Below are 24,830 nucleotides of genomic sequence, written 5' to 3'. Positions count from 1 at the left end.
CGGGCAAGGTAAACGCGCGCCCGGGAGCGGGAGCGGGTGCCGCACCGCGCATGGGCCTGACGGGAGGGCTCAGTTCTTCCCGTCGTCGCCGACGTACGCCGCCAAGTGCTCTCCCGTCAGGGTCGAGCGGGCGGTGATCAGGTCGGTGGGGGTGCCCTCGAAGACGATTCGGCCGCCGTCGTGGCCGGCGCCGGGGCCGAGGTCGATGATCCAGTCGGCGTGTGCCATGACCGCCTGGTGGTGTTCGACGACGATGACCGACTTGCCGGAGTCGACGAGCCGGTCGAGCAGGCCCAGCAGTTGCTCGACGTCGGCGAGGTGCAGGCCGGAGGTGGGCTCGTCGAGGACGTAGACGCCGCCCTTGTCCCCCATGTGGGTGGCCAGCTTCAGGCGCTGGCGCTCGCCGCCGGAGAGGGTGGTCAGCGGCTGGCCGAGGGTGAGGTAGCCGAGCCCCACGTCGGAGAGCCGGGTGAGTACGCGGTGCGCCGCCGGGGTGCGTGCCTCGCCGGCGCCGAAGAACTCCTCGGCCTCGGAGACCGGCATCGCGAGCACCTCGCTGATGTCGCGGCCGCCGAGGTGGTACTCCAGCACCGACGCCTCGAACCGCTTGCCCTCGCACTCCTCGCAGGTGGTGGCGACACCGGCCATCATCGCCAGGTCGGTGTAGACGACGCCGGCGCCGTTGCAAGTGGGGCAGGCGCCCTCGGAGTTGGCGCTGAACAGGGCCGGCTTGACGCCGTTGGCCTGGGCGAAGGCCTTGCGGATCGGGTCGAGCAGCCCGGTGTACGTCGCCGGGTTGCTGCGCCGTGAGCCGCGGATCGGGGTCTGGTCGACCGACACCACGCCCGCCCCGGTGGGGATCGAGCGGTGCACGAGGGAGCTCTTGCCGGACCCGGCGACACCGGTGACGACGGTGAGCACCCCGAGCGGGATGTCGACGTCGACGTCCCGCAGGTTGTTCGCCGACGCCCCGCGGATCTCCAGCGTGCCGGTCGGCTTGCGCACTGTCTTCTTGACCGAGGCTCGGTCGTCGAGGTGCCGGCCGGTCAGCGTGCCGCTGGTCCGCAGGCCGTCGAGGGTGCCCTCGAAGCAGACGGCGCCGCCCGCCGTGCCGGCGCCGGGGCCGAGGTCGACGACATGGTCGGCGATCGCGATCATCTCCGGCTTGTGCTCCACGACGAGCACCGTGTTGCCCTTGTCCCGCAGCCGCAGCAGGAGTTCGTTCATCCGCTGGATGTCGTGCGGGTGCAGACCCGCGGTGGGCTCGTCGAAGACGTAGGTGACGTCGGTGAGCGAGGAGCCCAGGTGGCGGATCATCTTCACGCGCTGCGCCTCGCCGCCCGACAGCGTGCCCGCCGGCCGGTCGAGGGCGAGGTAGCCGAGGCCGATCTCCACGAACGAGTCCAGCGTCTGCCCCAGCTTCGCCAGCAGCGGCGCCACCGACGGCTCGTCCAGGCCGCGCACCCATGCGGCCAGGTCGCTGATCTGCATCGCGCAGGCGTCGGCGATGCTGATCCCGCCGATCTTCGACGACCGGGCGCCCTCGTTCAGCCGGGTGCCCGCGCAGTCGGGGCAGGTGGTGAAAGTGACCGCGCGGTCCACGAACTCCCGGATGTGCGGCTGCATCGCCTCCCGGTCCTTGGCGAGCATCGACTTCTGGATCCGCGGGATCAGACCCTCGTAGGTCATGTTGATGCCCGCGATCTTCATCCGGGTCGGCTCGTGGTGCAGGAAGTCCCGCAGCTCCTTCTCGGTGAACTTGCTGATCGCCTTGTCCGGGTCGTAGAAGCCGGACTCGCTGTAGAGCCGGTGGTTCCAGCCGCCCGCCTTGTAGCCGGGGATGGTGAGCGCCCCCTCGCTCAGCGACTTGGAGTCGTCGTAGAGCTGGGTGAGGTCGATGTCGGAGACCGTGCCCCGGCCCTCGCAGCGCGGGCACATGCCGCCGGTGATGCTGAAGCTGCGGCGCTCCTTCACGGCTTGCCCGGCGCGCTGCACGGTGACCGCGCCCGCTCCGCTGATCGAGGCCACGTTGAAGGAGAACGCCTTGGGCGAGCCGAGGTGCGGGCGCCCGAGCCGGCTGAAGAGGATGCGCAGCATCGCGTTGGCGTCGGTGGCGGTGCCGACCGTGGAGCGCGGGTCGCCGCCCATCCGCTGCTGGTCGACGGTGATCGCGGTCGTGAGCCCGTCGAGCACGTCGACCTCGGGCCGGGCGAGGGCCGGCATGAAGCCCTGTACGAAGGCGCTGTACGTCTCATTGATCAGCCGCTGGGACTCGGCCGCGATGGTGTCGAACACCAGTGAGCTCTTGCCCGAGCCGGAGACACCCGTGAACACCGTCAGCCGGCGCTTGGGGAGCTCGATGCTGACGTCCTTGAGGTTGTTCTCGCGTGCTCCGTGCACCCGGATCAGGCCGTGGCTGTCGGCGACGTGCGGCGCAGGCGGCTGGGTGGCGTCCGTCCTCGTGGCCATGCTCTTCGTGTCTCCATCCGTCGGGGGCGCCGCCCGCGCGGTTCCCTCTGGCATCGCCCGGCTCGGTCCCTCGGCTCGCCCGGCTCGGTTCAGGCAGCACGCTAGCCGCGCGCCCCGGCCCGGCGCTTCTCGATTCCTGACCGGTCGGCCGATTTCTCGCCCGTAAGTAGTTTTGAACACGTTCAAATGACGGGTACGCTCCTGCCATGAGTGACAGAGCCGCCCTGCTCCGGGGCATCCGCGTCTGGCTGGTTCTCTTCGTCGTGTGCCTCGTGCTCAGCGGGGCCACCGCGTTTCCGCTGGTGCACGAACTGCGCTGGACGGAGAGCGGACTTCGCGCGCTGTCCGTGCCCGAACTGCTGCCGGGGCTCATGGACTGGATCACCCGGGTGCGCGAGGGGCTCGACGCCGTCGACGCCGAGTACCCGTTCGTGCTGTACGGCACGGACTGGCTGGCCTTCGCGCACCTCGTCATCGCGGTCGCCTTCTACGGGCCCTACCGCGACCCGGTGCGCAACATCTGGGTCGTGGAGTTCGGGATGATCGCCTGCGCCGGGATCATCCCGCTCGCCCTCGTGTGCGGGCTGGTCCGCGGGATCCCCTTCTGGTGGACGCTGATCGACATGTCCTTCGGGGTGTTCGGCGTCCTGCCGCTGTACGTCGTGCGCCGGAGGATCAAGCGGCTCGAGGCGCTCACCGGGCCGGCCGCCGCCGTGGCGGTGCCCGCCGGCTGACTCGCGCCGTGGCCGGCCGCCCGGGCCGGCCCCCGCGGCCCGCCGCCGGGGCCGACCACCGGGGGTCAGCCGCCGTTGCGCAGGGCGTGCAGCGTGTCCACGCGGTTCGTGGTGATCGAGTCGACGCCCAGGTCGAGCAGCCGGCGCAGGGAGCGGCGGGTGTCCGGGGTCCACACCGACAGCAGGTATCCGTCGCGGTGGACGCGGGCCGCCAGGTCCCGGTCGACCAGGGAGAAGCGGTAGTTGAGCCAGCGGGGGCGCACCGCGGCCAGCAGCGCGGGCCGGGGCGGGGCGAGCGTCGTCCAGGTCAGGGCGATCTCGGCGGCCGGATCGGCGGCCCGTACGGCGAGCATGGCCTCGGCGCCCGCGCAGTAGTACACCCGGTCGCCGGCCCCGCTCTGCCGGACGGCGTCCATGACCGCCCGCACGGTCCGGCGGTCGACCCGGCCGCACAGGTCCACCATCACCCGGCCGCCGTCCGTCGCGGCCAGCGCCTGCTCCAGCGTCGGCACCCCGCCGGCCGTGAGCCCGGTCAGCTCGGCGGCCGACAGCGAGCGCAGCGGCCGGCGGTGCCCCCACAGCCGCTCCAGCGTCTCGTCGTGCAGCAGCACGGGGACGCCGTCACGGGTGAGCCGTACGTCGATCTCGACCGCGTCCGCGCCGAGGCCGGACGCGCAGCGCAGCGAGTCGAGGGTGTTCTCGCGGAAACGGTAGGGGGCGCCGCGGTGGGCCACGGCGGTCACGGTCTGCATGGCCCCCATTGTGGTGGGCGCCCCCCAGGGGCAGCGCTTCAGGCGGTGTCCGAGGCGATGCCTCGGACACCGCGGCTTCGGTCAGGGCTTCGGTCAGGGCTTCAGGGGGCGAGCCAGGCGTCGGTGTAGGTGTCGATCTCCGCCGCGACGCGCGCCTTGCCCGCCGCGTCCAGGAAGGACGCCTCGACGGCGTTCTTCGCCAGGCCGGCCAGCCCGCGCTCGTCCAGCTCGAGGAGGCGCGCGGCCACCGCGTACTCGTTGTTGAGGTCGGTGCCGAACATCGGCGGGTCGTCGGAGTTGATGGTGACGAGCACTCCGGCCCGGGTGAACTCCTTGATCGGGTGCTCGTCCAGGGCGGCGACCGCGCGGGTGGCGATGTTGGAGGTCGGGCAGACCTCCAGCGCGATGCGGTGCTCGGCGAGGTGGGCGAGCAGCCGGGGGTCCCGCGCGGAGCTGGTGCCGTGCCCGATGCGCTCGGCGCGCAGCTCGGTCAGCGCGTCCCAGACCGTCTCCGGGCCGGTCGTCTCGCCGGCGTGCGGGACGGAGTGCAGGCCCGCGGCGATGGCCCGGTCGAAGTAAGGCTTGAACTGCGGGCGCGGTACGCCGATCTCGGGCCCGCCGAGCCCGAACGACACCAGGCCCTCCGGACGGATCCGGTCGTCGGTGGCCAGCCGGGTGGTCTCCTCGGCGGACTCCAGACCGGCCTCGCCGGGGATGTCGAAGCACCAGCGGAGCACGGTCCCGAACTCGGCCTCGGCCGCCTTGCGGGCGTCCTCTATCGCCGACATGAAGGCCGTCTCCTCGATGCCGCGCCGGGTCGAGGAGAACGGGGTGATGGTCAGCTCGGCGTACCGCACCTGCTGCCGGGCCAGGTCGCGGGCCACCTCGTAGGTCAGCAGCCGGACGTCCTCCGGGGTGCGGATGAGGTCCACCACGGACAGGTACACCTCGATGAAGTGCGCGAAGTCCGTGAACGTGAAGTAGTCGGCCAGGGCCTCGGGATCGGTGGGGACCTTGGAGTCGGGGTGGCGGGCGGCCAGTTCGGAGACGATGCGCGGGGAGGCGGAGCCGACGTGGTGGACGTGCAGTTCGGCCTTGGGCAGTCCGGCGATGAAGGCGTGCAGATCGCGGTCGGGCGTGCCTGCGGCGGGTACCGAGCGGGATGCGGCGCTGCGGTCGGTCAAGGGTTCCTCCCCGGGAACGGCGCCCGCGGACCGAGATCCGTGGTCCGGGCGCGGGTGATCGGCTGATCGGTGATCCGGGGGTCATCGTAGGCCGGGCCGCAGGCGGCGCCCCGGCCGCCGGTGGGAACGGCGACCCGGCGCGGGGCCGCGGAACCGACGCTTTACCATGGCCTGACCATCGATGGAGGGGCGGGGACGTGGCGGACCAGGGACAGCAGGGCGCAGGCGGGGGCGGGGGCTTCGACCCGTGGGCGTCGCCCGAGAGCAAGCCTTCGCTGGAGAAGGGCCCGCAGCCCGGCGCGTTCGGGCAGCAGCCCCCCGCGCAGCAGCCCCCCGTGCAGGACCAGCAGCCCGGTCAGGCCCCGCAGCCCCCGGCCGCCGCCCCGCAGCAGCCCCCGGCGCCGCAGCCGTCCGTGCACGACCAGGCCACCATGATCTCCGCGCCGGGCCCCGGCTTCGGGGCGCCGGGCTTCGGCCCGCCCGCACCGCCGCCGCCACCGGCCCAGGGCTGGACCGAGTCCGCCATGCCACCCCCGCCGGCCGCGCCCGGCGGCCCGGGCCCCGCCGCTCCGGGCGGTTACGGCTACCCCGCGTACCCGCAGCAGGGCTACGGCTGGCCCGGCATGCCGATGGGCCCGCAGAACGGCATGGGCACCGCGGCGATGGTGCTGGGCATCCTGTCCATCTGCCTGTTCTGCCTCTACGGCGTGGTGTCCCTCGTGCTCGGCGTGATAGCCGTGGTGCTCGGCGTCAAGGGCAAGAAGCGGGCCGAGCGGGGCGAGGCCACCAACCACGGCCAGGCCCAGGCCGGCTTCATCACGGGCATCATCGGGATCATCGTCGGCCTCGCCGTCGTCGCGTTCCTCGTCTTCGCCATCGTGATGGCGGTCAACGAGGACAAGAAGCACGACAGCGACTACGACGACCCGTACTACAACTCCGCGCCCCGGGTGCCGGCACCCGTGCTGACGCGGGGCTGACCCCGGCCCCGGGCGGCCCCGCCGGGTCGCCCGGCGCTCAGCGCGCGGACGCGGCGAGCCGCTCGCGCGCCTCCATCAGCGCGAACCCCAGCAGATTCGGCCCCCGCCAGCGCTCGGGATCCGACGCCGCCTCGTCGCCGGCCGCCAGGCCGATGCCCCACACCCGGTCCACAGGGCTCGCCTCCACCAGGACCCGGTCGCCGGTGCCGCGCAGGAACGCGCTCAGATTGGCGTGCGCGGCGAACTTGTGCACACTGCCCTCGACCACGATCCGGAAGCGCTCCCGCTCCCATATCGCCTCGCCGAAACCGCGGACCAGCCGCCCGGCCTTCTTGGCCTCGGCGGGATGCTCCGCCGCCAGCACCCGGTGCTCCGCCTCCGAGTCCCCGAACAGCCGCGCCTTCTCCGCCATCATCCAGTGCTCGGCCGTCGCGTAGGCGACGCCCTTCACCACGAAGGGTGACGGCCACCACTGGCTCAGACAGCTCGCGCCGATCCGGCCGTCCGGCAGCGGCCGGTGCCCCCAGAAGTGCAGGTACCTGATCCTGGCTCCCGACCGGACCTCCCTGATGAGGGCTTCCACCCCGTCGATCTTCCCCATGCAGGCGAGTGTCGCACGCACCACTGACACTCCGTTCGGCCCGCGTTGCGGAGCAGCATGTCGAACGCAGCCCACGCCGACTCGACATCTGGTCCGACAGATTTCGTCGCGTAACCAAAAGGCAACAACGGAATCACTTGTTGGAGTCCACTCGCTCTGTCAGGATCGGCACTCAAATCGAGCTGGAGCTACGCCACCCACCCCTGCGGGGGACGGGACGAACGGCGGAGGAGAGCGACATGCACAACCCGGGCAGCACCGCCATCCCGGAACGATTTCCCGCCCAGGACCGCCTCGCGGACGGCGCGCAGTTCATCGCCGGCCGGCTGACGAAGGGCACCTCGGGCCGTACCCACACCGTGGTCGACCCGGCCACCGGTGAGGAGGTGTACACCTACGACCTGGCCGGCGCCGACGACGTAGACGCGGCCGTCGCCGCGGCACGCGAGGGCTTCCCGGGCTGGGCCGGTGCCACCCCCGGTGAGCGCTCCGACGCCCTGCACCGGTTCGCCGCCGTGCTCGCGGAGCGCGCCGAGGAGTTCGCCCGCGCTGAGTCCCTGCAGTGCGGGAAGCCGCTGAAGCTCACCCGTGAGTTCGATGTGCCGGGGACCGTCGACAACACCGCCTTCTTCGCCGGCGCGGCCCGTCATCTGCAGGGGCAGGCGGCCGGTGAGTACTCCGGTGACCACACGTCGTACGTCCGGCGCGAGCCGATCGGTGTCGTCGGGTCGATCGCGCCCTGGAACTACCCGCTGCAGATGGCCGCCTGGAAGATCCTTCCGGCCGTCGCCGCGGGCAACACCATCGTGCTCAAGCCCGCCGAGCCGACCCCGCTCACCTCGCTGCTGTTCGCGCAGGCCGCCACGGACGCGGGCATCCCGGACGGTGTGATCAACATCGTCACCGGGACCGGCCGGGAGGCGGGCGAACACCTCGTCGGTCACCCCGACGTGGCCATGACCTCCTTCACCGGATCCACCGCCGTCGGCAAGCGGGTCGCCGAGATCGCCACCGCCACCGTCAAGCGCCTCCACCTGGAGCTGGGCGGCAAGGCGCCCTTCGTCGTCTTCGACGACGCCGACCTGGAGGCGGCCGCCAACGGAGCCGTCGCCGGCGCGCTCATCAACACCGGCCAGGACTGCACGGCCGCCACGCGCGCGTATGTGCAGCGACCGCTGTACGAGGCCTTCGTGGAGCGGACGGCCGCGCTGATGGAGACCGTACGGCTCGGTGACCCGTTCGCGCCCGGCACCGACCTCGGCCCGCTGGTCTCGCACGCCCACCGCGACCGGGTCGCCGGCTTCGTGGACCGGGCGCGCGGCTACGCGCGCGTGGTGACCGGCGGTGAGGCCCCGCAGGGGGACCTGGGCAAGGGCGCGTACTACCGGCCCACCCTGGTCACCGGCGCGGCCCAGGACAGCGAGATCGTCCAGTCCGAGATCTTCGGCCCGGTGCTGGTCGTTCTGCCGTTCGACAGTGATGACGAGGGCATCCGGCTGGCCAACGACACGCCGTACGGCCTGGCCGCCTCCGCCTGGACCGGCGGCGTCTACCGGGCCGGGCGCGCCACCCGCGAGATCAAGGCCGGCTGTGTGTGGATCAACGACCACATCCCGATCATCAGCGAGATGCCGCACGGCGGCTACAAGGCCTCCGGCTTCGGCAAAGACATGTCCGCGTACTCCTTCGAGGAGTACACGCAGGTCAAGCACGTCATGTTCGACAACACCGCGGTAGCCAGGAAGGACTGGCACCGCACCGTGTTCGGGGACCGCTAGCAACGACAGGCCGGACCAGGCCGACCCCATCCGAAAGGGCACCACGCGCATGGAGCAGTACGAGCCCGACCGCCTCACCCCGGCCCAAGCGGCCGCCATGCGGCGCAGTCTGCGCAATGGCAGGGCCGCGATGACCCGCCGGTCGCTGCTGCGCGCCTCCGCGGGCGGCGCGCTCACGGTCGGCGGTCTCGGGGCGCTGAGCGGCTGCGGTATCCCCGCGGCGGGCCAGACCCAGGGCGGCACGTCCGCCCAGGACCACTCGGCCGAGGAGAAGGTGGTGAACTTCTCCAACTGGACCGAGTACATCGACGTCGACGACAGCGGAAAGCGGCATCCCACGCTGGAGGCGTTCCGCAGGCGGACCGGCGTCACGGTCAAGTACACCGAGGACATCAACGACAACAACGAGTTCTTCGGCAAGATCAAGCCGCAGCTCGCCGCAGGCCAGGCCACCGGCCGGGACCTGATCGTCCTCACCGACTGGCTGGCCGCCCGGCTGATCCGCCTGGGCTGGGTCCAGAAACTGGACCCGTCCAACCTGCCGCACGCCTACACCAACCTGTCGCCGCAGTTCCGCGACCCCGACTGGGACCCCGGCCGCGCCTACTCGTACCCCTGGCAGGGCATCCCGACGGTCATCGCCTACAACAAGAAGGCGCTCGACGGCATCGAGGTGAAGTCGGTCTCCGACCTGCTCGACAACTCGAAGCTCAAGGGCCGCGTCTCCTTCCTGTCCGAGATGCGCGACAGCATCGGCATGACCCTGCTCGACATGGGCAAGGACCCGGTGAAGTTCACCGACGACGACTTCGACGCCGTCATAGCCCGGCTGCAGAAGGCCGTCGACAAGGGCCAGATCCGCCGCTTCACCGGCAACGACTACACCTCGGACCTGACCAAGGGCGACATCGCCGCCTGCGTCGCCTGGGCCGGGGACGTGGTCCAGCTCAAGGCGGACAGCCCGGACGTCGACTTCGTCATCCCGGACAGCGGCTACATGACGTCGACCGACAACATGCTGGTGCCCAACAAGGCGCGCCACAAGACGAACGCCGAGCGGCTGATCGACTTCTTCTACGAGCCGGAGCAGGCCGCCGCGCTCGCCGCGTACATCAACTACGCGACTCCCGTCGACGGTGTGCAGCCCTACCTTGCGAAGATCGACAAGGACGCGGCGAACAACCCGCTGATCGTTCCCGACAAGGCCATGCAGGCCAAGTCGCACTCCTTCCGCTCGCTGAGCCAGAAGGAAGAGACGGCCTACGAAGAGAAGTTCGCGAAGCTCACAGGGGCGTGACGACCATGACGACAGACAACAGCGGCGACGTCCGCCTCTCCGGTATCAGCAAGACCTACGACAACGGCTTCACCGCCGTTCAGCCGCTCGACCTGACCGTGCCGCAGGGCTCCTTCTTCGCCCTGCTCGGCGCCTCCGGCTGCGGCAAGACGACCACCCTGCGCATGATCGCCGGTCTGGAGGAGCCCTCCTCCGGCACCGTGTGCCTCGGCGACCAGGACGTCACCCATCTGCCGCCGTACAAACGCCCCGTGAACACGGTCTTCCAGTCCTACGCCCTCTTCCCGCACCTCGACATCTTCGAGAACGTCGCCTTCGGCCTGCGCCGGCGTGGCATCAAGAGCGTGAAGAAGCAGGTCGAGGAGATGCTGGAGCTGGTCCAGCTCGGTGAGCAGGCGCGCAAGAAACCGCACCAGCTCTCCGGCGGCCAGCAGCAGCGGGTCGCGGTGGCCCGCGCGCTGATCAACCACCCGAAGGTGCTCCTCCTCGACGAGCCCCTCGGCGCCCTCGACCTCAAGCTGCGCCGCCAGATGCAGCTCGAGCTCAAGCGCATCCAGACCGAGGTCGGCATCACCTTCGTGCACGTCACCCACGACCAGGAGGAGGCCATGACGATGGCCGACACGGTCGCGGTGATGAACGCCGGCCGGGTCGAGCAGCTGGGCGCGCCCAGCGACCTGTACGAGAACCCGAACACGACCTTCGTGGCGAACTTCCTCGGCACCTCCAACCTCATCGAGGCCGAGGTCGACACGAAGAACGGCGACGACATCGTGCTCAAGGCCGGCGGCGGCAAGCTGGTGCTGCCCCAGGCGCGGTGTTCCGCCCCGGCGACGGCCGGCGGCAAGGTGCTGGTCGGCATCCGTCCCGAGAAGATCGCCCTCACCCACGCCGACGACGCCGGCTCCATCCCCGAGGGCCGCAACCGCCTCACCGGCAGGATCGCCGACGCCAGCTTCATCGGTGTCTCCACGCAGTACGTCATCGACAGCCCCGTCTGCGACGAACTCGCGGTCTACGTCCAGAACGTCGAGCGCGACGGCCGGCTGGTCCCCGGCGCCGAGGTCGTCCTGCACTGGAGCCCGGCGCACACCTTCGGCCTGGACGCGGCCCAGGACATCGACGCAGGTGTGGAGACCGTCGAGGAAGAGGCCGCCTGACCATGTCGACGCTTCAAGAGGCGCCACCGCCCCTCGCCCCCGCCGAACCCGCGAAGACGCCCCCGCGCAGGCGCGGCCGGTTCACTCCGTACTGGCTGCTGCTGCCCGGCCTGCTGTGGCTCGTCGTGTTCTTCGCGCTGCCGATGATCTACCAGGCCTCCACGTCCGTGCAGACGGGCTCCCTGGAGGCCGGCTACAAGGTCACCTGGCACTTCGCGACGTACTGGGACGCCCTGGCCGAGTACTGGCCGCAGTTCCTGCGCTCCGTCTTCTACGCGGCCGCCGCGACCGTCCTGTGCCTGCTGCTCGGCTACCCGCTGGCCTACCTCATCGCCTTCCGCGCGGGCCGCTGGCGCAACCTGATCATGGTGCTGGTGATCGCGCCGTTCTTCACCAGCTTCCTGATCCGCACTCTGGCCTGGAAGACGATCCTCGCCGACAGCGGCCCGGTCGTGCACGCGCTGAACTCGCTGCACCTCCTGGACGTGACCGACTGGCTCGGCTGGACGGCGGGCGACCGCGTCCTCGCCACCCCGCTGGCGGTGGTGTGCGGTCTCACGTACAACTTCCTGCCGTTCATGATCCTGCCGCTGTACACCTCGCTGGAGCGGATCGACGGGCGGCTGCACGAGGCGGCCGGCGACCTGTACGCCAAGCCGTGGACCACCTTCCGCAAGGTGACCTTCCCGCTGTCGATGCCGGGCGTGGTCTCCGGAACGCTCCTCACCTTCATCCCCGCGACCGGTGACTACGTCAACGCCGAACTCCTCGGCTCCACCGACACCCGCATGATCGGAAACGTCATCCAGACCCAGTTCCTGAGGATCCTGGACTATCCGACCGCCGCGGCGCTGTCCTTCATCCTCATGGCCGCGATCCTGCTCATGGTCACGGTCTACATCCGCCGGTCCGGGACGGAGGATCTGGTCTAAATGCCCTTCGTCACCTGGCTCAAGCGTCATCTCGTGGTCATCGCCGGGCTGTTCACGCTCGCCTATCTGCTGCTGCCGAACATCGTCGTCACCGTGTTCTCCTTCAACAGACCGAAGGGGCGCTTCAACTACGAGTGGCAGCAGTTCTCCACGGCGGCCTGGAAGGACCCGTGCGGAGTCGCCGACATGTGCGGCTCGCTGACCCTCAGCCTCCAGATCGCCTTCTGGGCGACGGTCGGGGCCACCGCCCTCGGCACCATGATCGCCTTCGCGCTGGTCCGCTACCGTTTCCGCGCGCGGTCCGCCGTGAACTCGCTGATCTTCCTGCCGATGGCCATGCCCGAGGTCGTCATGGCGGCCTCGCTGCTCACCCTGTTCCTCAACATGGGCGCTCAGCTCGGCTTCTGGACGATCCTGATCGCGCACATCATGTTCTGTCTCAGCTTCGTCGTCGTCGCCGTCAAGGCGCGCGTGATGTCGATGGACCCGCGCCTGGAGGAGGCGGCCCGCGACCTGTACGCCGGGCCGGTGCAGACGTTCCTGCGGGTGACGCTGCCGATCGCGGCACCGGGCATCGCGGCGGGCGCGCTGCTGTCGTTCGCGCTTTCCTTCGACGACTTCATCATCACCAACTTCAACGCCGGTTCGACCGTCACGTTCCCCATGTTCGTGTGGGGTTCGGCGCAGCGCGGAACGCCCGTGCAGATCAACGTCATCGGTACGGCCATGTTCCTGGTCGCCGTGCTGTTCGTCCTGGTCTCGATGCTCATCACCAACCGCCGTAACAGCCAGAAGGCGTAGCAGCCCCGTAGGGAGTTGAAATCATGGCCCCGAGCGCCATGAGTCGTGGCAAAGACAACTGGATCTCCGCCCTCTCCGAAGCCCAGCCGGTCCCGTACTGGCTGGAAGACCCCGGCAAGCCCCACCCCGAGCCCGCCCTCACCGGCACCGAGACCTGTGACCTGCTGGTCGTCGGCGGCGGGTACAGCGGACTGTGGACCGCGCTGAGCGCCAAGGAGCGCGATCCGGGACGGGACGTGGTCCTGCTGGAAGGCCGCGAGGTGGGCTGGGCCGCCTCCGGCCGCAACGGCGGCTTCTGTGCCGCCTCCCTCACCCACGGACTGCCCAACGGCCTGACCCGCTGGCCGGACGAGATCCACCGGCTGGAGGAGCTGGGCCGGCGCAACCTCGACGGCATCGAGGCCGCCGTCGCCCGGTACGGCATCGACTGCGACTTCGAGCGCACCGGTGAGATCGACGTGGCCACCGAGACCTACCAGGCCCGGGAACTGCGCGACTGGCACCGGGAACTGGAGGCCAAGGGCCTCGCCGACGGCATCGAGTTCCTGGACGCCGACGCGGTGCGCGAGCAGGTGAACTCGCCGACCTTCGAGGCCGGTCTGTGGGACCGCCGGGGCGTGGCCATGCTGCACCCGGCCAAGCTGGCCTGGGGGCTGAAGCGGGCCTGCGTGGAGCTCGGGGTGCGCGTCTACGAGCACACACCCGCGCTCACCCTGAAGCAGTACGGCGCCGGGATGGCCGTACGCACCCCGTACGGTTCGGTCCGTGCCCGCGGGGTCGCGCTCGGCACGAACATCTTCCCGAGCCTGCTGCGGCGCGTGCGCTCGTACACCGTCCCGGTCTACGACTACGCGCTGATGACCGAGCCGCTGAGCGCCGACCGACTGGAGTCCATCGGCTGGAAGAACCGCCAGGGCCTCGGGGACTCGGCCAACCAGTTCCACTACTTCCGGCTGTCCGCCGACAACCGGATCCTGTGGGGCGGCTACGACGCCGTCCACCACTACGGCGGCCGGGTGCGCGCCGAGTACGACGACCGCCCGGAGACCTACGCCAAGCTGGCCGGGCACTTCTTCACCTGCTTCCCGCAGCTGGAGGGCGTCCGCTTCACCCACGCCTGGGGCGGCGCGATCGACACCTGCTCGCGCTTCTCGGCGTTCTTCGGCACCGCCCACCAGGGCAAGGTGGCGTACGCGGCGGGCTACACCGGCCTCGGTGTCGGCGCCACCCGCTTCGGGGCCGACGTCATGCTGGACCTGCTGGACGGGGAGCGCACCGAGCGGACCGAGCTGGAGATGGTGCGCCGCAAGCCGCTGCCGTTCCCGCCGGAGCCCTTCGCCTGGACCGGCATCGCCCTGACCAAGTGGTCGCTGGCCCGCGCGGACGCGCACGGCGGCCGGCGCAATCTGTGGCTGCGCACGATGGACCGGCTGGGCCTCGGCTTCGACAGCTGAACCCGGCCCGGGGGTGATACGGCTCACTCGAAAGAGGGGTCGCAACCCGCGTAATGCACCAGGGAGGACCTCCTTCTTCCTTCTGGACGCGACCGCGTCCCGAGGAACGAGGAGGTCTTCTTGATGAGTGCGGCCAATACGGCGATCGAGTGGCTGGTGGCCGTCGCGCCGGATCCCGAGGCCTGCCGCTGGGCGTGGGAGCGCAATCCGCTCGGGGTCACACTGCTGCCCGCCGGCCGGGCCTGGGACGTGCTGATCCTGCCGGGGGAGCTCGGGTATCCCACGCTCGACGTGCTCACCCGGGTCCTCGGCCTGCCGGGCCCGGTGCTCGTCGACTTCGGCGACAGCCGGGTCGGCTTCTTCGTGCCGCCCGGCACCGCGGCCCGCTGGCTGGGCACCGGCATCCGTACCGCCGGAGCCGGCACCTGGATCGTCGTGCCGTACCCGGGCCGGGCGACCCGGACCGTGCGCTGGCTGGTGCCGCCGGACGGCTCGGGGACGCTGACCGACCCCGCGCTGCTGGAACTGGCGATGCACGAGGCGGCCGCGGAGCTGGCCCGGGGCGGGAGAGAGACGGACAGCGGCCCGACATCTTGACAACAGGATTGGTCTGGACCAAGTTGAGTGCGCTCCGCCCCTCCAACTCCCCCAGCTCCGGAGGCCCTTGTGGACCGCGCCAGACGCGACCGACGCCCCAGATCCCTCCTCGCCCTGTTCACGGCCGCGCTGCTGGCCGTACCCGGCATCACCGCGCTCTCGTCGGCCGCCCACGCGGCCGACGCGGACCTCGCGAAGAACGGCGGCTTCGAGTCCGGCCTCGACGGCTGGACCTGCACGGCCGGGACGACGGTCACCTCACCCGTGCACAGCGGCGGCTCGGCGCTGCGGGCCACGCCGGCCGGCAGCGACAACGCCCAGTGCGCGCAGACGGTGACCGTGCGGCCGAACGCGCAGTACACCCTGTCCGGCTACGTCCGCGGCTCCTACGTCTACCTGGGCGCTACCGGCACCGGCACCACAGACGTCTCCACCTGGACCCAGTCCGCCGCCGACTGGCAGAAGCTGTCCACCACCTTCACCACCGGCGCCGACACCACGAAGGTGACCGTCTACACCCACGGCTGGTACGGCACCGGTGCCTACTACGCCGACGACATCTCCCTCACCGGCCCGGGCGGGAGCGCGCAGCAGCCGCCCGCCGCGCCCACCGGCCTGAAGACCGGCACCGTCACCTCGTCCTCCGTCGCCCTGTCCTGGTCGGCGGTGACCGGCGCCACCGGCTACGCGGTCTACCGCGACGGGGTCAGGGTGCAGACGGCGAGCGGCACTTCGGCCACCGTCACCGGGCTCACGCCCTCGACGGCGTACGGCTTCCAGGTCACCGCGGTCAACGACGCGGGCGAATCCGCGAAGTCGGCCACCGTGACCGCGACGACCCCGGCCGGCACCGGCGGCGGCTCACCCGGCCTGCCCGCGCACGCGCTGGTCGGCTACCTCCACACCACCTTCGCCAACGGCTCCGGCTACACCCGCCTGGCCGACGTGCCCGACAGCTGGGACGTCATCGACCTCGCCTTCGGCGAGCCGACCTCGGTCACCTCCGGCGACATCCGGTTCAACCGCTGCCCGGTCACCGAGTGCCCGAACGTGGAGAGCGACGCCGACTTCAAGACGGCGGTCAAGGCCAAGCAGGCGGCCGGCAAGAAGGTGCTGATCTCCATCGGCGGCCAGAACGGCCAGGTCCAGCTCGCCACGACGGCCGCGCGGGACACCTTCGTCGCCTCGGTGTCCAAGATCATCGACGACTACGGCCTGGACGGCCTCGACATCGACTTCGAGGGACACTCGCTCTCCCTGAACACGAACGACACGGACTTCAAGAACCCCACGACCCCCGTGATCACCAACCTGATCTCGGCCCTGAGGACCCTGAAGGCCAAGTACGGCTCCAGGTTCGTGCTGAGCATGGCACCGGAGACCTTCTTCGTGCAGAACGGCTACCAGTACTACGGCACCGGCAAGTGGGGCGGGCAGGACCCGCGCTGCGGGGCGTACCTCCCGGTCATATACGCCCTGCGCGACGACCTGACGCTGCTGCACGTCCAGGACTACAACTCCGGCCCGATCATGGGCCTGGACAACCAGTACCACTCCATGGGCGGCGCCGACTTCCACGTCGCCATGACCGACATGCTGCTCACCGGCTTCCCGGTCGCGGGCGACGCGAACAACGTCTTCCCGCCGCTGCGCCCCGACCAGGTCGCCATCGGCATGCCTGCGTCGACCAACGCGGGCAACGGCTACGTCTCGCCGTCCGAGGTCACCAAGACCCTGGACTGCCTCACGAAGAGGACGAACTGCGGCTCGTACGCGACCCACGGAACCTGGCCCGCCCTGCGGGGGCTGATGACGTGGTCGGTGAACTGGGACCGCTACGCGAACTGGGAGTTCCAGAAGAACTTCGACGCCTACTTCGGCTGAGCACGGCACGGGGAACGAGGAACAGGGTGGTCAGCAGCACGGTGCTCAGGCACCAGCTGGCCACCACGTCCAGCGGCCAGTGCCAGCCCCGGCGGACCAGACCGTAGGAGACGCCGAGGACGAGGGCCGCGCAGCCGCCGACGAGGAGCCGGCGGGCGGCGGGGGAGCGGAGCCAGGGAAGCAGCAGCAGGGTCGCGGAGCCGTACGCGATCGCCGCCGTCGCCGTATGGCCGGACGGGAAGTAGCCGGTCCCCGGGGACACCGGTGTTCCCGGGCGGTCCGTCCACTCCTTCAGCGGGACCACGACCGCCGGGACCAGTGCCATCAGGACGGCCGCGGTGGCCGGCCGCAGCCACCACAGGTGCGTGCCCGCGGCGCGGCCGCGCCAGGCGACGTACCCGGCGGCCAGGAGCAGCACGGGGACCGCCACCTCGACGTTGCCGAGGTCGGAGAGGCCGCCGGAGAACCGGTCCGGGTGGACCAGGGCCTCGCTGAGCCGCTCGTCCACACGCGTCAGCGGGCCGTCGGCGACCACCTGCCAGGTGATCACCGCGAAGAGGAGAAGAAGGAGGAGGCACAGACCCAGGAGCACAGCCATGAGGGACAGACTGGCAGGTTTCGGCCGGGAAGGAGGTCGGCCGCCCAGGAACAGGGGGGGTGGTTCCGGGGCGGCCGTCCGGACCGGAACGTCGCTCGCCCCGGGGGGTTTGGGGCGGCGACCGTCCGATCGGTGAGGAGATCCCGGAGCCGTCAGGCCCCGGTTGTGTGCGCGAGGGCACGACCAGGTCGAAGCTGGGGAGGCCCCGGCCTGAGGTCGCCCACAGTCCCCTGTGGGCGGGGTGTATCTCTCATCTGGGTAGAACCTACGGCAGGCCGGGGCGCTTGGGCAGACGCAATCGCGTCCCGCCATCCACCCCGCACACCTTCTTCACACGGCCTGCCGCAGGAACTGTCCATAGGTGCGACCAGGTCGCTCAGATGCGCGAGAAGGCCTGCTCGATGATGTCGAGGCCCTCGTTCAGCAGGTCCTCGCCGATCACCAGCGGGGGCAGGAAGCGCAGCACGTTGCCGTAGGTGCCGCAGCTGAGCACCAGCAGGCCCTCGGCGTGGCAGGCCTTGGCGAGTGCAGCGGTGGCCTCCGGGTTCGGCTCCTTGGTGGCGCGGTCCTTGACCAGCTCGATCGCGATCATCGCGCCGCGGCCGCGCACGTCGCCGATGATGTCGAACTTCTCCGCCATGGCGCCGAGGCGGGCCTTCATGACCGCCTCGATGTTCTTCGCCTTGGCGTTGAGGTCCTGCTCCTTCATCGTCTCGATGGCGCCGAGCGCACCGGCGCAGGCCACCGGGTTGCCGCCGTAGGTGCCGCCGAGGCCGCCCGCGTGCGCGGCGTCCATGATCTCGGCGCGGCCGGTCACCGCGGCCAGCGGCAGACCGCCGGCGATGCCCTTGGCGGTGGTGATCAGGTCCGGGACGATGCCCTCGTCCTCGCAGGCGAACCACTGGCCGGTACGGCAGAAGCCGGACTGGATCTCGTCCGCGACGAACACGATGCCGTTGTCGGCGGCGAACTGGCGGACGGCCGGCAGGAAGCCCTTGGCCGGCTCGATGAAGCCGCCCTCACCGAGCACCGGCTCGATGATGATCGCGGCCACGTTGTCCGGGCCGACCTGCTTGGTGATCTGGTCGATGGCCTGCTTGGCGGCCTCGGGGCCGGCGTTCTCCGGGCCGGTCGGCCAGCGGTAGGCGTAGGCGACCGGGACGCGGTAGACCTCGGGGGCGAACGGACCGAAGCCGTGCTTGTACGGCATGTTCTTCGCAGTCAGCGCCATCGTCAGGTTCGTACGGCCGTGGTAGCCGTGGTCGAACACGACGACCGCCTGGCGCTTGGTGTAGGCACGCGCGATCTTGACGGCGTTCTCGACCGCTTCGGCGCCGGAGTTGAACAGCGCCGACTTCTTGGCGTGGTCGCCCGGGGTCAGCTCGGCGAGGGCCTCGGCGACCGCCACGTAGCCCTCGTACGGGGTGACCATGAAACAGGTGTGGGTGAAGTCGGCGAGCTGGGCGCCCGCGCGCCGCACGACGGCCTCGGCGGAGGCGCCGACCGAGGTCACGGCGATGCCGGAGCCGAAGTCGATCAGACGGTTGCCGTCGACGTCCTCGATGATGCCGCCGCCGGCCCGGGTGACGAAGACCGGCAGCGTGGAGCCCACGCCCTGCGCGACCACGGCGGTGCGGCGGGCCTGCAGCTCCTGCGACTTCGGGCCGGGGATGGCGGTGGCGACGCGGCGCTCCTGCGGAAGTGCGGTCATGGGGGCTCCCTGTGATCTTGCGTACCGGGTGTTCCCGGGGGTTCCGGACGGTGCGTTTTTCGGACGCTTGTCTCTTTCTTCGCAGGTTAGGGCCGGGAAGGGCGGGTGGGCATGCTCCATGTGGGCGTTGTCGGCGAGGCCCGTTGTCCGTGGTGGACATAGCAACGGGTGACGGATGTGCCGGGACCGGCCGTCCGCACGGCCGCGTAAGCGGTGAACTCCCGTTCCCGGGGCGTTAGATTGGCTCGCTGACGATGGACGGAACGGCAGGTCAGGGGGAAAGGGCCATGGACAGCGACGGGACCCGGGACGCGCGCGGCACGCATGCGAATCCGGTGCCGCGCCCGGCGGTGCCCCCGGAGGGCGCCGCCCTACCGCCCATGCCCCCGGTTCCGCCGGGCGCGCCGCCGCGGCCGGACGGCTCGGCCTTCCTCGCCTGGCTCCGGGCGTCCAGGCCGCAGGCGGCGCCCGGCGTGTGGCGGTTCGGGCACCGGCCGCGGCCCGAGCAGGAACCCGAGCTGATCCCCGCCCGGCAACTGCTGAGCGGCGCGCTGATCGCGTTCCTGGTGGGCTGGCTGGTCTGGTCCCTGCTGTGGAACGGCTACCTCGGGGGCTGGTGGGTGCTGCCGCTCGAGCTGTTCACCCCGGACTCCTGGCGCCAGGGCAACAGCCGCGTCGGCAACGCCGTCCTCTGGTACTCGTACTACACGCTCATCGCCGTCGTCATCATGCTCGTCGTCGGCCGGCTCGGCCGCTGGGGCGAGGTCTGGCGGCGCTACGGCCCGCCCGCCTGGCGTCCGGCCGCGCCCGCCACGGAACCGCCCCCCGCACCCGAACAGGACCCCGCCGAGTGGCCTCAGCTGCGTGCCTCCGGCGCGCACGAGGCCGCCGCGCGGCTGGCCGCCGACGCGCGGGCCGGCCTGATGCGGGACGTGGACCACGCCCGGATCAGCCGGGCCTGGCAGGGCGTGCGGTCCGGCGCGCACAGCCTCGCCACCTTCACCGGGGCCGTGCTCAGGGACGGCGCCGCCGCCTGCCCGCACCCCTCCGGCGAGCGCGACCTGCCCGCCCGGCAGGCCCGGCACGACCTGGTCACCGGTCAGGTGCGGCTCGGCACCACCGCCGACGACCCGCGCAACCCCTACCACTACCGGGGCGCCGGACTCGCCCTCGGGCCCGAGCTGCTCGGCACCTCCCTCATCGCCGTCGGTCCGGCGGGCTCCGGCAAGACCGGCTCCGTGGTCCGGCCGCTCGCCGAGTCGCTGTGCCTGCACGCGCTCGCCGGACAGGCCGCGCTCGTGGTCGTCGGCGCGGCGGGCGCCGGGCTCGGGCCGGCCGAGTCCTACGACGTCGTCGTGCGGGTCGGGCACCCCGACTCCGTCTACGACCTCGACCTGTACGGCGGCACCACCGACCCCGATGAGGCCGCCGCCATACTCGCCGAGGCCCTCGTCGGCGACCTCGCCGACCCACACCCCGGCAGCGACAGCCGACGCTCCACCACCGTCCTCGCCCAGCTCCTCGGCCCCTTCCGGGCCGTCCACGGGCGTTTCCCCTCCGTCCCCGAGCTGCGCCAGCTCCTCGACGGCACCCCCGGCCCGCTGGCCGCCCTCCGCAAGGCGCTCACCGACACCGGGCATGCCTCGCTGCTCCGCGAACTGGACGCCCGGGAGCGGCAGATGGCCCACCCCGGTGATGTCGGCGCGGTGCTCGCCGACCGGGTCGCGCTGCTCGACCGGCCCGCCTTCGCCGCCTTCTTCGACACCACCGGGGAGTCCCGGCCGTTCTCGCTGAAGGCACTCGACCACCCGGTGCGGGTCCGCATCGACCTGCCGCAGCGCGGCCACGCCGACGCCTCCCGGATCCTGGCCCGGCTGGTGCTGGCCCAGTTCACGGCCAGTGTGACGGCGCGGGAGGACCGGTCGCTGTTCGCCTGCCTGCTCCTCGACGACGCCTCCGGCGTGGTCACCCCCGAGGCGGTCCGGGGCATCCAGCGGCTGCGGTCGGCGGGCGCGGGCGCCGTACTGACGCTGCGCACCCTGGACGACGTGCCCCGGCCGCTGCGCGGCCCGCTGCTCGGCTCCACCGGATGCCGGATGGCCCTGTCCGGGCTCACCCCCTGGGACGGGCAGGACTTCGCCGAGGTGTGGGGCAAGGAGTGGACCGAGACCCGGGACGTCACCGACCGGCAGATCATCGCCGAGACCCCGGCCGGCAAGGCTGTGCACATGCTGCGCCGGGTCATCACCGGGCAGGCGCCCACCGCCCGGGCCGTCACCGTCCGCCAGGTGGAGCGCGAGCGCTGGTCCGCCTCCGAGCTGGCGCACGGGGTGCCGCCCGGGCACGCGGTGCTGTCGCTGACGACCGTGCGGGGTGAGCACGCGCCGCCGCTGCTGGTGGATCTGCGGGGCTGAGGCAGGGCCGAACGGCCACCGGCGGACCGTACGGTGCGGCAGAATCGGCATAGGCTGTTCATACGCGGTGGCCAAATGATCCGAACCGGCCGTCACCGCAACCCCCGTCCGACCGGTTCACCACGACCTGAAGGCCCCATGCCCCCGACGCTCGCCTCGCTCGTCCACCACTCCGCGCTCAAGCTGACCGTGCGCGCGGGCGAGGACCGCCTCGACGTGCCCGTCCGGTGGGCGCACGTCAGCGAGCTGGCCGACCCCGTCCCCTACATGGAGGGCGGCGAGCTGCTGCTGATCACCGCACTCAAGCTGGACGCGGAGGACCCGCAGGCCATGCGGCGGTACGTGCGGCGGCTGGCCGGTGCGGGAGTGGTCGGGCTCGGCTTCGCGGTCGGCGTCAACTACGAGGAGATTCCCGCGGCCCTCGTCGACGCCGCCGAGGAGGAGGGGCTGCCGCTGCTGGAAGTGCCCCGCCGCACCCCGTTCCTCGCCATCAGCAAGGCCGTCTCCGCCGCGATCGCCGCCGACCAGTACCGGGCCGTCACGGCCGGCTTCGCCGCCCAGCGCGAGCTGACCCGGCAGGCGCTGAACGCCGGCCCCGAGGGACTGCTCGGCGCGCTCGCCGCGCAGATCGACGGCTGGGCGGCGCTGTACGACGCCTCGGGTGCCGTCGTCGCCGCCGCGCCCGAGTGGGCCGGCCGCCGCGCCGCCCGGCTCACCGCCGAGGTGGAGCGGCTGCGGGAACGGCCCGCTCCGGCGTCGTCGGTGGTGGGCGGACCGGACAACGAGGACCGGGTGGAACTGCACTCTCTGGGGACGGGGAAGCGCCCGCGGGACGCGCTCGCCGTGGGCACGGCGGCCGCGCTGGGCACCGCCGAGCGCTACGCCCTGCACTCCGCGATCGCCCTGCTCACCCTCACCACCGAACGCTCCCGCTCGCTGCACGCGGCCGAACAGCGGATCGGCGCGGCGGTGCTGCGCATGCTGCTCGCCGGCGAGCCCGACCACGCCCGGGCGGTCGCCGGTGACCTGTACGGCGGGCTGCTCGACGCGCCGTTCCGGATGATCGTCGCCGAGCCGGGGTCCGGCGGCGACCCGCTGGGCACGCTCGCGGAGACGGTCGACGCCGCGGCGGCGCGCTCCGGTGAGGCGGTGCTCGTGGTGCCGGAGCGGGAGCGGCTGGTGGTGCTGGTCGCCGACGGGGGCGCGGCGGTGGCTGCGTGCACCCGGTACGCGTCGGGGCTGGAGCGCGCCCGGGGCGTGCCCGAGCAGGGGGCGGCCGAGGAGGACGACCTGGTCGTCGGCCTCTCGGCGCCGGCCGGCCCGATAGCGGCGGCCGCCGCCTACAAGCAGGCCGAGCAGGCGCTCTCGGTGGCGCGGCGACGCGGACGGGTGCTCGTCGAGCACGACCAGCTGGCCGCGGGCTCGGTGCTGCCGCTGCTGGCCGACGACGCGGTGAAGGCCTTCGCCGACGGGTTGCTGCGGCCCCTGTACGAGCACGACGCGACGGGCCGCGGGGACCTGGTCGCCTCGCTGCGCGCCTGGCTCTCCCGGCACGGCCAGTGGGACGCGGCCGCGGCGGACCTTGGCGTCCACCGGCACACCCTGCGGTACCGGATGCGCAGGGTCGAGGAGATCCTGGGCCGCAGCCTCGACGACCCCGACGTCCGCATGGAACTGTGGCTGGCCCTGAAGACGACGTCGACGGAGTGACCGGCTCCACCGCGCCAAACCGGCGCACCCCACCCCCCGACTGCTACGACTCGGACAAGCGACCCCGGCCCGCCGCCGCCCTACCGTGGACCACGAACCGAACGCACACCCACAACGCGGAAGGGCCGGGACGACACACATGACTTCCACCCACGCCTTCTGGCTCGCCGGCCGCCAGGCCACCGGCGAGGACACCTTCGACGTCACCTCCCCGTGGGACGGCCGTCTCGTCGGCAAGGTCAGCGTGCCGACCGAGGCCCAGGTCGAGGAGGCCGTGGCCGCCGCGTACGCCGTCCGCGACGACTTCGCCGCCACCCCGGCCCACGTGCGTGCCGCCGCCCTCGACCACGTCAGCAGGCGTCTGGTCGAGCGCACCGAGGAGATCGCCCAGCTGATCTCCGCCGAGAACGGCAAGCCGATCAAGTGGGCCCGGGGCGAGGTCGGCCGTGCCGTCTCCGTCTTCCGGTTCGCCGCCGAGGAGGCCCGCCGCTTCAACGGCGGCGAGGCCCAGCGCCTGGACACCGACGCCGGCGGCCAGGGCCGGCTGGCGCTGACCCGCCGCTTCCCGAAGGGCGTCGTCCTCGGCATCGCGCCGTTCAACTTCCCGCTGAACCTGTGCGCGCACAAGATCGCCCCGGCCATCGCCGCCGGCGCCCCGATGATCCTCAAGCCCGCCCCGGCCACCCCGCTGTCCGGCCTCATCCTCGGTGACCTGCTCGCCGAGACCGAGCTGCCCGCCGGTTCCTGGTCGATCCTCCCGGTCGCCAACGACCGCATGCCCGCCCTGGTCCAGGACGAGCGCCTGCCGGTGATCTCCTTCACCGGTTCGGAGAAGGTCGGCTACGCGATCATGGACTCGGTGCCGCGCAAGCACTGCACCCTGGAACTCGGCGGCAACGGCGCGGCCGTCGTGCTCGGCGACTTCGCGAGCGACGAGGACCTGGACCGGGCCGCGACCCGCATCGCGACCTTCTCCAACTACCAGGGCGGCCAGTCCTGCATCTCCGTGCAGCGGGTCATCGCGGACGCCGCCGTGTACGACCGTCTGCTGCCGCGCATCGTCGCCGCCGTCGAGGCCCAGGTCACCGGTGACCCGAGCGACGCCAAGACCGACGTCGGCCCGCTCGTCAGCGAGGACGCCGCCAAGCGCGTCGAGTCCTGGGTGGACGAGGCCGTCGCCGCCGGCGCGAAGCTCCTCACGGGCGGCGAGCGCGACGGCGCCTCCTACACGCCGACCGTCCTCACCGAGGTGCCCGCCGACACCACGATCGCCTGCGAGGAGGTCTTCGGGCCGGTCCTCACGGTGCGGAAGGTGGACGGCGAGGCCGAGGCCTTCGCCGCCGTCAACGACTCCAAGTACGGCCTCCAGGCGGGTGTGTTCACGCACGACCTGCAGGTCGCCTTCCGCGCCCACCGCGCCCTCGAGGTCGGCGGCGTCGTGATCGGCGACGTGCCGTCCTACCGCGCCGACCAGATGCCGTACGGCGGCGCCAAGCAGTCCGGTGTGGGCCGCGAGGGCGTGCGGTTCGCGATGGACGACTACACATACGAGCGCGTGCTGGTCCTCACCGGGCTCGCGCTCTGACCTGACACGAACAGGTCGGAGGGACGGCCGGAGCCCACTGTGCGGGGGCTCCGGCCGTTTCTGCTTCCAGGGCACCGACCTGCATTCGAAGAGCGTCAGAATGGCCGGTTTCCCAACCCTTGCGGGAGTGCGCTCAGGACATCGACAAGCGCCGCCGGCTCTGACACGGATGCTCACGCCCGGCCGACG

17 protein-coding genes and 2 pseudogenes are annotated in these 24,830 nt (G+C 71.7%); 13 read left to right on the top strand and 6 right to left on the bottom strand.

Features of this window, described 5'->3' with window-relative positions:
- Positions 1-69: 69 nt before the first annotated feature.
- Positions 70-2,469: an excinuclease ABC subunit UvrA gene (locus AB0924_RS17780; RefSeq protein WP_366911881.1), complete on the bottom strand. Its 2,400-nt coding sequence runs from the start codon at positions 2,467-2,469 to the stop codon at positions 70-72.
- 206 nt (positions 2,470-2,675) lie between these two features.
- Between AB0924_RS17780 and AB0924_RS17775 the strand changes: the two genes are divergently transcribed.
- The gene (locus AB0924_RS17775; protein ID WP_358935748.1) at positions 2,676-3,203 is read left to right on the top strand and encodes a hypothetical protein; all 528 of its coding nucleotides are present in this window, start codon (positions 2,676-2,678) and stop codon (positions 3,201-3,203) included.
- 65 nt (positions 3,204-3,268) lie between these two features.
- Here AB0924_RS17775 and AB0924_RS17770 read toward each other — a convergent pair whose 3' ends face one another.
- Both AB0924_RS17770 and AB0924_RS17765 read right to left on the bottom strand, forming a co-directional pair.
- The gene (locus AB0924_RS17770) at positions 3,269-3,955 is read right to left on the bottom strand and encodes a glycerophosphodiester phosphodiesterase (RefSeq protein WP_358935749.1); all 687 of its coding nucleotides are present in this window, start codon (positions 3,953-3,955) and stop codon (positions 3,269-3,271) included.
- Between the two features lie 101 nt (positions 3,956-4,056).
- Positions 4,057-5,213, bottom strand: a pseudogene (locus AB0924_RS17765) (adenosine deaminase).
- A gap of 123 nt (positions 5,214-5,336) precedes the next feature.
- Here AB0924_RS17765 and AB0924_RS17760 point away from each other — a divergent pair.
- Positions 5,337-6,119: a DUF4190 domain-containing protein gene (locus tag AB0924_RS17760; RefSeq protein ID WP_366911880.1), complete on the top strand. Its 783-nt coding sequence runs from the start codon at positions 5,337-5,339 to the stop codon at positions 6,117-6,119.
- Positions 6,120-6,156: 37 nt separating this feature from the next.
- Here AB0924_RS17760 and AB0924_RS17755 read toward each other — a convergent pair whose 3' ends face one another.
- The gene (locus AB0924_RS17755; RefSeq protein WP_366911879.1) at positions 6,157-6,720 is read right to left on the bottom strand and encodes an NADAR family protein; all 564 of its coding nucleotides are present in this window, start codon (positions 6,718-6,720) and stop codon (positions 6,157-6,159) included.
- A gap of 239 nt (positions 6,721-6,959) precedes the next feature.
- Between AB0924_RS17755 and AB0924_RS17750 the strand changes: the two genes are divergently transcribed.
- The 8 genes from AB0924_RS17750 to AB0924_RS17715 all read left to right on the top strand — a co-directional run bounded on the left by AB0924_RS17750 (position 6,960) and on the right by AB0924_RS17715 (position 16,623).
- Positions 6,960-8,498, top strand: coding sequence for a gamma-aminobutyraldehyde dehydrogenase (locus AB0924_RS17750; RefSeq protein WP_358935755.1), 1,539 nt, complete (start codon positions 6,960-6,962; stop codon positions 8,496-8,498).
- A gap of 49 nt (positions 8,499-8,547) precedes the next feature.
- A complete protein-coding gene (locus tag AB0924_RS17745) occupies positions 8,548-9,795 on the top strand; it encodes a spermidine/putrescine ABC transporter substrate-binding protein (RefSeq protein WP_366911878.1) in 1,248 nt (415 codons plus the stop codon).
- On the top strand, positions 9,792-10,955 hold the full coding sequence (locus tag AB0924_RS17740) for an ABC transporter ATP-binding protein (protein WP_358935759.1): 1,164 nt from the start codon (positions 9,792-9,794) through the stop codon (positions 10,953-10,955). The genes AB0924_RS17745 and AB0924_RS17740 overlap by 4 nt, the downstream gene beginning before the upstream one ends.
- A 2-nt stretch (positions 10,956-10,957) precedes the next feature.
- Positions 10,958-11,887: an ABC transporter permease gene (locus AB0924_RS17735; protein WP_366911877.1), complete on the top strand. Its 930-nt coding sequence runs from the start codon at positions 10,958-10,960 to the stop codon at positions 11,885-11,887.
- Entirely contained in the window at positions 11,888-12,688 is an 801-nt protein-coding gene (locus tag AB0924_RS17730) for an ABC transporter permease (protein ID WP_358935763.1), read from the top strand. It begins immediately after the preceding gene.
- A gap of 23 nt (positions 12,689-12,711) precedes the next feature.
- Entirely contained in the window at positions 12,712-14,142 is a 1,431-nt protein-coding gene (locus AB0924_RS17725) for an FAD-dependent oxidoreductase (protein ID WP_358935765.1), read from the top strand.
- A gap of 123 nt (positions 14,143-14,265) precedes the next feature.
- On the top strand, positions 14,266-14,739 hold the full coding sequence (locus AB0924_RS17720; protein WP_358935767.1) for a hypothetical protein: 474 nt from the start codon (positions 14,266-14,268) through the stop codon (positions 14,737-14,739).
- A gap of 69 nt (positions 14,740-14,808) precedes the next feature.
- On the top strand, positions 14,809-16,623 hold the full coding sequence (locus AB0924_RS17715) for a glycoside hydrolase family 18 protein (protein WP_358935769.1): 1,815 nt from the start codon (positions 14,809-14,811) through the stop codon (positions 16,621-16,623).
- Here the strand turns inward: AB0924_RS17715 and AB0924_RS17710 are convergent.
- Both AB0924_RS17710 and gabT read right to left on the bottom strand, forming a co-directional pair.
- Positions 16,565-17,221 (bottom strand): annotated as a pseudogene (locus AB0924_RS17710) (phosphatase PAP2 family protein); the annotation flags it as partial. The gene AB0924_RS17715 and the pseudogene AB0924_RS17710 sit on opposite strands and share 59 nt — an antisense overlap.
- Before the next feature lie 376 nt (positions 17,222-17,597).
- On the bottom strand, positions 17,598-18,932 hold the full coding sequence (gene gabT / locus AB0924_RS17705) for a 4-aminobutyrate--2-oxoglutarate transaminase (protein ID WP_358935771.1): 1,335 nt from the start codon (positions 18,930-18,932) through the stop codon (positions 17,598-17,600).
- 287 nt (positions 18,933-19,219) lie between these two features.
- Between gabT and AB0924_RS17700 the strand changes: the two genes are divergently transcribed.
- The 3 genes from AB0924_RS17700 (at position 19,220) to AB0924_RS17690 (ending at position 24,641) form a co-directional block, all read left to right on the top strand.
- Positions 19,220-21,346 (top strand): ATP-binding protein, encoded by a 2,127-nt coding sequence (locus AB0924_RS17700; RefSeq protein WP_358935773.1) that lies wholly within the window; start codon positions 19,220-19,222, stop codon positions 21,344-21,346.
- Positions 21,347-21,484: 138 nt separating this feature from the next.
- Positions 21,485-23,056 (top strand): PucR family transcriptional regulator, encoded by a 1,572-nt coding sequence (locus AB0924_RS17695; protein ID WP_358935775.1) that lies wholly within the window; start codon positions 21,485-21,487, stop codon positions 23,054-23,056.
- 139 nt (positions 23,057-23,195) lie between these two features.
- Positions 23,196-24,641: an aldehyde dehydrogenase family protein gene (locus tag AB0924_RS17690; protein WP_366911876.1), complete on the top strand. Its 1,446-nt coding sequence runs from the start codon at positions 23,196-23,198 to the stop codon at positions 24,639-24,641.
- Positions 24,642-24,830: the final 189 nt, after the last annotated feature.

It is taken from the genome of Streptomyces sp. NPDC047869 (genome assembly GCF_040704065.1).
Lineage (GTDB): Bacteria > Actinomycetota > Actinomycetes > Streptomycetales > Streptomycetaceae > Streptomyces.
This window is presented reverse-complemented; position numbering and strand designations above follow the sequence as displayed.

Coding starts and splice junctions, on each gene's coding strand:
- AB0924_RS17750 (WP_358935755.1), top strand. CDS start 6,960: ATGCACAACCCGGGCAGCACCGCCATCCCGGAACGATTTCCCGCCCAG.
- AB0924_RS17720 (WP_358935767.1), top strand. CDS start 14,266: ATGAGTGCGGCCAATACGGCGATCGAGTGGCTGGTGGCCGTCGCGCCG.
- AB0924_RS17690 (WP_366911876.1), top strand. CDS start 23,196: ATGACTTCCACCCACGCCTTCTGGCTCGCCGGCCGCCAGGCCACCGGC.
- AB0924_RS17695 (WP_358935775.1), top strand. CDS start 21,485: ATGCCCCCGACGCTCGCCTCGCTCGTCCACCACTCCGCGCTCAAGCTG.
- gabT (WP_358935771.1), bottom strand. CDS start 18,932: ATGACCGCACTTCCGCAGGAGCGCCGCGTCGCCACCGCCATCCCCGGC.
- AB0924_RS17735 (WP_366911877.1), top strand. CDS start 10,958: ATGTCGACGCTTCAAGAGGCGCCACCGCCCCTCGCCCCCGCCGAACCC.
- AB0924_RS17730 (WP_358935763.1), top strand. CDS start 11,888: ATGCCCTTCGTCACCTGGCTCAAGCGTCATCTCGTGGTCATCGCCGGG.
- AB0924_RS17770 (WP_358935749.1), bottom strand. CDS start 3,955: ATGCAGACCGTGACCGCCGTGGCCCACCGCGGCGCCCCCTACCGTTTC.
- AB0924_RS17755 (WP_366911879.1), bottom strand. CDS start 6,720: ATGGGGAAGATCGACGGGGTGGAAGCCCTCATCAGGGAGGTCCGGTCG.
- AB0924_RS17780 (WP_366911881.1), bottom strand. CDS start 2,469: ATGGCCACGAGGACGGACGCCACCCAGCCGCCTGCGCCGCACGTCGCC.
- AB0924_RS17745 (WP_366911878.1), top strand. CDS start 8,548: ATGGAGCAGTACGAGCCCGACCGCCTCACCCCGGCCCAAGCGGCCGCC.
- AB0924_RS17775 (WP_358935748.1), top strand. CDS start 2,676: ATGAGTGACAGAGCCGCCCTGCTCCGGGGCATCCGCGTCTGGCTGGTT.
- AB0924_RS17700 (WP_358935773.1), top strand. CDS start 19,220: ATGGACAGCGACGGGACCCGGGACGCGCGCGGCACGCATGCGAATCCG.
- AB0924_RS17725 (WP_358935765.1), top strand. CDS start 12,712: ATGGCCCCGAGCGCCATGAGTCGTGGCAAAGACAACTGGATCTCCGCC.